Genomic DNA, 1852 nt, shown 5'->3' on the forward strand with positions numbered 1-1852 from the left:
CGCAGACCCACTTTCTTACGCTCAACAGCGCGAGAATCGCGAGTTACGTAACCTGCTTCACGCAGAGAGCCACGCAGCGCTTCGTCGTATTCCATCAGAGCACGGGTCAGACCGTGGCGGATGGCGCCGGCCTGACCAAAGCTACCACCGCCTTTCACGGTGACTTTTACGTCGAACTTGTCAGCCATTTCCACATTTTCCAGCGGCTGACGCACGATCATGCGTGCCACTTCACGGCCAAAGTACTCGTCCAGAGGACGGTCGTTGACGGTGATGTTGCCGCTACCCTGGGCGATGAACACCCGGGCGGTGGAGGTCTTGCGGCGACCCGTACCGTAATATTGAGTAACTGCCATAATCAGCTTCCCGGTTAGATAGTCAGTTCTTGAGGCTGCTGCGCAGTGTGCGGATGCTCGTTACCTGCGTAGACCTTGAGTTTTTTGAACATGGCGCGACCCAGGGGTCCGCGGGGCAGCATGCCCTTGACGGCGTTCTGGATGGTGCGCTCGGGGGCCTTCTGGATCAGCTTTTCAAAGCTGATCGACTTGATGCCGCCGATATAACCGGTGTGATGGTAGTAAATCTTGTCGCTGGCCTTCTTACCGGTCACACGAACTTTTTCAGCGTTGATCACGACAATGTAATCACCCGTGTCCACATGAGGTGTGTACTCGGGCTTGTGCTTGCCGCGCAGACGACGGGCAATCTCTGTAGCCATACGGCCCAGAGTCTTGCCTTCGGCATCAACGACGAACCAGTCGCGAGAGACCGTTTCAGGTTTAGCACTATAAGTCTTCATGTTATTTCCTGCCTCAGGAGGTGCTTCCCACAAAAGAGCGCGAATACTATAGAAATCGTCGCCGGTTTTCAAGGGGGAAACTGATGATTTTTCCACCAACCCGGCCGCCCCGTCAGGGCTTGTGGGGCTGGGCCAGGTAGTCGCGGCTCTGCATTTCCAGCAGGCGGCTGACGGTGCGCTCGAATTCGAAGCTTAGGCGCCCCTCGTCGTAGATCTGCGTCAACGGCCGGGCGGCGGATAGTACCAGCTTGACCCGCCGATCGTAAAACTCGTCCACCAGATTGATGAAGCGCCGGGCCTGATCGTCGTTGCCCCGACCCAGCGGTGGCACATCGCTCACCACCACCGCATGGAACTCCCGGGCCAGCTCGATATAGTCATTCTGGGAGCGGGGCCCATCGCACAGGGCCATAAAGTCAAACCAGGCCACGTCTTCCCCCAGATAGCGGGCTCGAATCGGGCGCCCCTCCACCTCCAGCACCTGGTCGGCGCATATTTCATCTTCTGCCGGCACCAGGCTGCGGAAGCTCGCCATCAGGCTCTCGTCCGCCCGCGCATCGAGCGGGCTGTGGTACAACTCGGCCTGCTCCAGTGCTCGCAATCGGTAGTCGTTCTGGCTATCGAGCTGCAATACCCGGGTGTGACGCTTGATCTGCTCAATGGCGGGCAGGAACCGGGCTCGTTGCAATCCATCCTTATATAGGTTGTCCGGCGGAATATTGGAGGTGGCCACCAGCGTCACGCCGCGGCGGAACAGGGCCTGCATCAGAGTGCCCAAAATCATCGCATCGGTGATGTCCGAGACGAAGAATTCGTCAAAGCAGATGACCCGGGCCTCCCGGGCGATGCGGTCTGCCACCTGCTCAAGGGGATTTTTCTGGCCATCGAGCTGCTTGAGGTCCCCGTGCACCCGGCGCATAAAGCGGTGGAAATGGGCGCGCATTTTCTGCTCAAACGGCAGGCTCTCGTAAAAATTGTCCATCAGATAGGTTTTGCCCCGCCCGACGCCGCCCCACAGGTACAACCCGGTGACCGGTGTGATCGGCGCCTTTG

The 1852-nt window shown here is 58.8% G+C and carries 3 protein-coding genes; all 3 read right to left on the reverse strand.

The annotated features are described in order from the left end of the window. A partial coding sequence (gene rpsI, locus B3520_RS09310; RefSeq protein ID WP_286875908.1) for a 30S ribosomal protein S9 occupies positions 1 to 356 on the reverse strand: 356 nt, incomplete at its 3' end. A gap of 14 nt (positions 357 to 370) precedes the next feature. Beyond that, positions 371 to 799: a 50S ribosomal protein L13 gene (gene rplM / locus B3520_RS09315; RefSeq protein WP_024459582.1), complete on the reverse strand. Its 429-nt coding sequence runs from the start codon at positions 797 to 799 to the stop codon at positions 371 to 373. A 112-nt stretch (positions 800 to 911) separates the two neighbouring features. Continuing rightward, the coding region (gene zapE / locus B3520_RS09320; protein ID WP_286875910.1) for a cell division protein ZapE at positions 912 to 1852 on the reverse strand (941 nt) is incomplete at its 5' end.

This window comes from Marinimicrobium sp. UBA4509, from assembly GCF_002388575.1.
Lineage (GTDB): Bacteria > Pseudomonadota > Gammaproteobacteria > Pseudomonadales > Cellvibrionaceae > Marinimicrobium > Marinimicrobium koreense.